Genomic DNA, 6520 nt, shown 5'->3' with positions numbered 1-6520 from the left:
CGGTGGCTGGCCCCGACGAGGCCGGCCTCGCGCATCAGCCGGGCGATGCGCTTGCGGGAGTGCCGTACACCCTGCTCACGCAGGTCGGCGTGGACGCGCGGCGCGCCGTAGGTCTCGTGCGAGCCGAGGTGCACGGTGCGGATGCGCTTCAGCAGCGCGGCGTCCGCTACCACCCGCGCCGAGGGCTCTCGCCCCGCCCAGGCGTAGTACCCCGCCTTCGACACACCGAGCACACGGGCCATCACCGCGATCGGGAAGTCGGCCTGGTTGGCGCTCATGAACCGGAAGACCCCGACGGCAGGACCCCGGTCTCCCGCGCAAACCAGGCCGTCGCGCGAGAGAGGATGTCACGCTCCAGCTTCAACTGCCGGTTCTCACGCCGCAACCGGATGAGTTCGTCGCGCTCGGTCGTCGTCAGGCTGGAATCGGCCGTCGGCGGCTTCGCCTCGCGCCGCCCCTCGCCGCGGTCAGCCTCCGTGACCCAGTTCTGGATGGTCTGGCGCGAGGGCTCGAACTCGCGGGCCAAGTCGGTGGGATCGCGGCCGGCGCGGACCAGATCGACCATCTGCCGGCGGAACTCGGCCGGGTATGCGGGGCGGGTCTTGGGCATCGGGGAAACACCTCACGCAAAAGCGTTCTCGGTGTCCACCAAACCGGGGCAATCCCACGTCCACATCAGCCCCGAGAGCAGCATGTCGGCGTAGGTGCCGGTGCCGTCCGGAGAGGCCTGGAAGAAGATGCCCCAGTTCCAGTTGTAGTTCATTGCGGTCTGCTCAGAAGCCAACTCTGCCTACGAGTCCCCCGACGACTGGCCGCTTCTCATCGTTGAGGCCAATCGTCGAGGAACGGGATGTGTCGAAGCGCTTGATTGTGCTGCGCTGAATTCTAGGGCTGGTAGGCGGCTGGATCGGGGCTGGAAGTGGGGTGCGCAAGTGCCTTCTTCAGCGCGGCGGACATGGGATAATGGTAGTTGATGCCCCTCGGCGGTACGGGGGATTGGAACCATTTATTGTAGATCTTCACCATCTCCGGGCTCGGAAACAGCTCGGCCGTGACGCGATCGACAAAAGTTTTGAAGGGCGCATCGTTGCGGCGCAACATGATCCCGTAGGGCTCAGGTGGGGAGAACGCCTCTTCGCTGATCACGTACGTCGATGGGTCCTTGGAGGTGGCGATCGCCACGCTCAGTTGAACGTCATCCATGACATAGGCCGCGGCACGATCGGTTTCGAGCAGCAGGAAGGCGTCTGCCGCGTCTCTCGCGGGCTGCACGGTGATGCCGAGCTTGCGCTCCGTGTTGACCTTGATGAGCTGAACGATATTCGTCGTGCCTGCGATCGACGTGACGTTCTTGTCCTTCAGATCGTCGATCGTCTTGATATGGCTCGATTTCTTTGAAGCGAACTTGCTAGCCGTAACGAAATGAGAGTTGGTAAACGCAACCTGCCGCTCGCGTTCAACGTTGTTGGTGGTCGAGCCGCACTCCAAGTCGATTGTGCCATTGGTCATTAGCGGAATGCGCGTGGATGAGTTGACCGACAGCATCTGGACATTCAGATTCGGTAAAGACAAGTCCTTCTTGAGGGCATCGACGATCTTGCCGCAGATATCGATGGTGTACCCGACATACTTCTCACTGTCGTTGAGGTAGCTGAATGGGGGGGCAGCGTCGCGGACGCCGAGCACGATCTTATTGTTGTCCTTGATCTTCTTTAAGGTTCCAGTCAATTCGTCCGCTGTTGCAGGACTGATGACCATGGCAGCCAGTAGCATAGCACCCAGTATGCGCATTGTTTCCTCCTATTTATTTATTTCAAGCCCAAAACGGGTGTATCGAAAGATCGGCTCATGGCGATCTTGCCTTGCGGCCTTCGTAGCGATCTGCCCGCAACCGAAGCGGTCGAGATCGGATGGCACCGGATCGAGCACGGACCTGCGCGCCAGCATCACGTCCGAGAGCAGTTGCACCTAGATGGCGGCCGTGGTCAGGCCGATCTACCGGTGGCCGAAACAGTAAAAGAGACTGTGATGCTTCAAGGCTTTGCCGATAATCGGCAGGGCATCGAGCAGGGACGGCCGCACGCCCATCGAACGCGTAGCGCCGTCCCTCCACACGTTTGACCGACCTATCCCCCGCCCCGTTCCGAAGCGGTAGCGCTCCCGGTTACGGGAGACGAACTCCCGTGCTGGCGTCCCAGGCCAGTGCGCGCACCGCATCCTCGACGGCTTCACGGGCGGCACCTTCCAGGTCGCGCAGCGGCCGGCGCACGGATCCACCATCGAAGCCACGGACGTTCATGGCTGCCTTGGTGCTCTGAGGCTGACCGTACTTACGGGCGAGCTCGCGAAGCGGGTACCACAACCGATGCAGGTCGCGCGCCGTAGCGGCGTCCCCGCCCTGCAGAGCGCGAAAGGACCGCAGGATGATCTCGGGCAGCGCGCAACTGTTCGTCGAGCTGATGCCGTCGAAGCCTGACATCATCGGCCCGAAGAAGGCGAGGTCCGAGGCGCAGAACAGGCGGATCCGCCCTCCCACGCGGTTGGCGATCCGATCGATCGCCGCCGGAGACAGGTCGCCCTGCTTCAGGGCGACGATGCCCTCGATACCCGCCAGGATTTCGATGAGTGCCGGCGACAGGGTGATGCCCGTGCCGGGGGCGTTGTAGATGATGGCGCCGGTCCGGGAGAGCGGTGCGATGTCCTGGAAGAAGGCGACGATCTGCTCGTCCGTGACTTCGCTCACGTAAGGCGGCATGATCATGGGCACGCCGCCGAGTTCCCCCGCCAGCACCGTCAGGTCGCGGGCGACGCTTGCCTCCGACGAGGCGCTGCACAGCATGACCGGCACGCGATCACCGGCCACATCCATGACGCGCCGGAAAAGCTCGGCGCGCTCGTCGGCCGACATGGCGGCGAACTCGCCGTAGGTGCCGCCGATCAGGATTCCGTCGAAGCCGAGCCCGATGATTCTCTCGATCGAGCCGGCCAAGGCATCCCAGTCGAACGCCCCGTCATGCGTGAAGGGCGTCACTGTGATGTTGAAGATGCCCTGCAATCGATCGCTGCTTTCCGCGATGTCTTTCATCGGATTTCCCTTTTTCCGCCCGCGCCGAACGACAGCGACGCCCCTGTTCGCGCCTCGTCGAACCGTCCCTGTTCCGGCCATCCGGCTCCGGGTGAGTCGCCTCGAGGACGGTCGCGACGCCGTCTTTTGTACTAGATAATCCATTCGGTACAATCTATACAAGGGGGAATTCGCGGGGCATCGAGCGATGGGGTTCGAACATGAGGGCGGGGCAGGATGCTGATCGGCGGCGGCCGGACGGGCGACCCGGCCAAGCCCACGGAGGGGGTTCCGAAGCCAGTCGGCAGGTGCGTCCGCTGCGTTCCGCGAGCACGGGTCACGCCGTCGCGAGGCGCTGCGCCCAACCCGCAACGGCGCGGATGAGGCTGTGGGCGGCCCGTCGCCGGAGCGCGGAGCCCTCAGACGGACAGCGGTACCGGACGGGCGATGGTGGAACGCGAGGAAGGCCGCTATCCCTCAGTGCCGGGAGGGCGGGATGGCCGGGCCATCGGCAAGCCCGGTGCTCGCTGCCCCCGCCGCTCCCCCGGCCCCGCGTTCAGGTCGGCTGCCATGACCGAGCCGGCAGCCACGGCCCGACGCTCCCTGCGCTTTTAACCGGCACGAACAACCCGATGGCTCCTTCGAACCTTCAAGGGCGCTACCGTTTGGCGAGCCAGCTTCTCGATCTGATCCGCGATCGCGGGTTCGCACCGGGGGAACCGCTGCGCGAGCAGACCCTCGCCGATCTCCTCGGCGTCTCCAGGACGCCGGTCCGAGCGGCCCTGTCGCTGCTCGCCGAGCGCGGCATCGTGATCTCGCGCCCGAACCACGGCTACGTGCTCGTGCGGCAGAACAGCGACCTCGCCGGAATCGCGCTCGACGTTCCCGCGACGGCCGACCAGAGCCTGTACAGCCTTCTCGTCAAGGATCGGTTGGCTGGCGCACTCCCGATGTCCATGACGCAATCAGAGGTTGAGCGGCGATACGGCGTGGACCGCCAAGTGTTGATGCGCACGCTGGCCCTCATGGCCGAGGATGGACTTATCGAGCGCAACAAGGGCCGAGGCTGGACGTTTCTCCCGTCTCTCGAGACGACGGTCGCCCTGAAAAGCAGTTACGATTTCAGGCTCACGGTCGAGCCCGCAATCTTTCTCTTCGACACCTTCCGTGTCGACGCGCAGGTGCTGGCGCGCAACCGCGCCCAGCACGAGTACGTCATGGAGCACCCCGACCTTTCGTCCGTGACCGCGCGGCAATTGTTCGAGGTCGACGCAGCCTTCCACGAGATGTGCGCAGATTTTAGCTGCAACGCCTTCATCTTCCAGGCGATCCAGCAGCAGAACCGACTGCGTCGGCTGTACGAATTCGGCAGCTACGAGAACACGACGCGCGTGCGGGAATGGTGCAGCGAGCATCTCCAGATCTTGGACGCCATAGCCTCCGACGCACCCAAGGACGCATCGGCGCTGATGCGGCACCATCTGCGGCGGGCGTCCGAGAACGCCCTCGGACTGCCGCGGGAGCAGCCGCTGTGAGGCGCCGCGCTGCACGCGGCGCCGCCTCACCCCCGGCCCCCCTGGCAGCCGCTTCCTGACCTCGAGCCGTGGAGGCCCGTGGGCCCCAAGCTCCAGCACCCTCGAATGGAGAGCCGCATCCGTCAGGAGCTCTCCGGGACCCTCTCGCTCGCCGACGCCGGCGAGATACGGACACGTCTGACCACCGGACCGCGGGAGCGGAACGAGTTCCCCACGTCGCAACACGAAGGAGGCCGTCATGGATCTGGGATTGAAAGGCAAGGTAGCCCTGGTGCTGGGCGCCGGCGGTGGATTGGGCGGCGCGATCGCTCGGACGCTGGCGGCGGAGGGCGCCCGTGTCGCGGCGGCGGACATCGACGAGAGCGCGGCACGTGAGACCGCGCGGGAGATCGAGGCCTCGGGCGGCAAGGCGCTCGCGCTCGGGTGGGATCTGGCCGACCTCGGCTCGATCGCGAGCCACCTGTCGGCTGTCGAGAAAGGTCTCGGCGGGACCGTCGACATCTTGGTCAACAACACCGGCGGTCCGCCGCCGACACCCGCCGCAGGGCAGGACCCGGCGGTCTGGCGCAAGCATTTCGACTCGATGGTGCTGTCGGTCGTCGCGATCACCGATGCCGTGCTGCCGAGCATGCGCAGCCGCACGTGGGGCCGGATCATCACGTCCACCTCGTCCGGTGTGGTCGCGCCGATCCCGAACCTTGCCGTCTCCAACGCGCTTCGCATGAGCCTCGTCGGCTGGTCGAAGACCCTCGCGGGCGAGGTCGGTCGCGACAACGTCACGTGCAACATCGTCCTGCCCGGCCGGATCGCGACGAAGCGCATCGCATTCCTCGACGAGCAGAAGGCGAAGCGTGAGAACCGCGACGTCGCGGACGTTTCCGCGCAGAGCACGGCCTCGATTCCGGCCGGCCGTTACGGCGACCCGCAGGAATATGCCGACGTGGTCACGTTCCTCGCCAGCGAGCGCGCCTCCTACGTGACGGGTTCCGTCATACGTATCGACGGTGGCCTCATCCAAAGCATCTAGACGCCCTTGCCCGTCCCGGCGGGGCACTCGCGCGACGGGACAGCGCGGGTTGAGGCGTGCGTCGACATTTCACCCCTCCGGCTCGTCCTCGGGCCGAGTGGTCATCGGCGGATCCCTTCTGACTGCCCCACCAATCAAGGAGACCTCCGCATGGACGATTTCGTCGTAGCGCCGCCTTCCGTCGCCACCATCCCCGTGCAAGGCGGCGGCCAGTTTCCCGTGCGCCGCATCTATTGCGTAGGCCGCAACTACGCCGCGCATGCGCGAGAGATGGGAGCGGATCCCGACCGCGAGCCGCCCTTCTTCTTCTCCAAGCCCGCCGATGCCATCCTGGCCTGCGGGGGCGACCTGCCCTATCCGCCGCAGACGGAAGACCTGCATTTCGAGGTCGAGCTCGTCGCGGCCATTGGTCGAGCGGGAGCTTCGATCTCCGTCACAGAGGCCCTCGATCATGTCTTCGGCTACGCTGTCGGTATCGACATGACGAGGCGCGATCTCCAAGACGCCGCCAAGCAGATGCGGCGACCTTGGGACCTCTCCAAGGGCTTCGATCACTCGGCCCCGATCGGCGATATCGTCCCGGTATCCCGGATCGGTCACCCGAGCAGCGGGACGATCGAACTGGCCGTCGATGGGGACGTCCGTCAATCGTCCGACCTCGAACGGATGATATGGAACGTGGCAGAGACCGTCGCGCACCTTTCGGCCTCTGTCCGGCTCGCGCCGGGTGACCTCATCTTCACCGGAACTCCCGAAGGCGTGGGTTCGGTCTCGCGCGGACAGACGATGCGAGGGTTCATCCATGGTGTCGGAACGATCGAGACGCGGGTTGTTCCGGGATAGCCGTGGGTCAAAGGTGTCCGTCGTCAGATCGTTTGGGACGGTTCGCGGCGC

7 protein-coding genes and 1 pseudogene are annotated in these 6520 nt (G+C 65.3%); 3 read left to right on the top strand and 5 right to left on the bottom strand.

Annotated elements, in window-relative coordinates; genetic code table 11:
• The 5 genes and pseudogenes from Q8W71_RS13640 to Q8W71_RS13620 all read right to left on the bottom strand — a co-directional run.
• Positions 1 to 278 (bottom strand): IS3 family transposase (locus Q8W71_RS13640; protein ID WP_305525920.1); only part of this gene is annotated, 278 nt, incomplete at its 3' end.
• A complete protein-coding gene (locus tag Q8W71_RS13635; protein ID WP_305525919.1) occupies positions 275 to 610 on the bottom strand; it encodes a transposase in 336 nt (111 codons plus the stop codon). The genes Q8W71_RS13635 and Q8W71_RS13640, both read right to left, overlap by 4 nt.
• A 57-nt stretch (positions 611 to 667) precedes the next feature.
• Positions 668 to 763: pseudogene (locus tag Q8W71_RS13630) on the bottom strand (amino acid ABC transporter permease); the annotation flags it as partial.
• Positions 764 to 885: 122 nt separating this feature from the next.
• Entirely contained in the window at positions 886 to 1791 is a 906-nt protein-coding gene (locus Q8W71_RS13625; protein WP_305525918.1) for an amino acid ABC transporter substrate-binding protein, read from the bottom strand.
• A 373-nt stretch (positions 1792 to 2164) separates the two neighbouring features.
• A complete protein-coding gene (locus Q8W71_RS13620; RefSeq protein ID WP_305525917.1) occupies positions 2165 to 3085 on the bottom strand; it encodes a dihydrodipicolinate synthase family protein in 921 nt (306 codons plus the stop codon).
• A 611-nt stretch (positions 3086 to 3696) separates the two neighbouring features.
• Between Q8W71_RS13620 and Q8W71_RS13615 the strand changes: the two genes are divergently transcribed.
• From Q8W71_RS13615 to Q8W71_RS13605, 3 genes are all read left to right on the top strand, one after another.
• Entirely contained in the window at positions 3697 to 4599 is a 903-nt protein-coding gene (locus Q8W71_RS13615; RefSeq protein ID WP_305525916.1) for a GntR family transcriptional regulator, read from the top strand.
• Between the two features lie 238 nt (positions 4600 to 4837).
• Positions 4838 to 5626 (top strand): SDR family oxidoreductase, encoded by a 789-nt coding sequence (locus Q8W71_RS13610; protein ID WP_305525915.1) that lies wholly within the window; start codon positions 4838 to 4840, stop codon positions 5624 to 5626.
• Positions 5627 to 5776: 150 nt separating this feature from the next.
• Positions 5777 to 6469 carry a fumarylacetoacetate hydrolase family protein gene (locus tag Q8W71_RS13605; RefSeq protein WP_305525914.1) on the top strand — a complete coding sequence of 231 codons (693 nt, stop codon included), beginning with the start codon at positions 5777 to 5779 and terminating at the stop codon, positions 6467 to 6469.
• Positions 6470 to 6520: the final 51 nt, after the last annotated feature.

The organism is Methylobacterium amylolyticum, assembly GCF_030700245.1.
In the GTDB taxonomy this organism is placed as follows: Bacteria; Pseudomonadota; Alphaproteobacteria; order Rhizobiales; family Beijerinckiaceae; genus Methylobacterium.
Note: the sequence above shows the minus strand (reverse complement) of the source record. Positions and strands in the feature narration are given on the sequence as shown.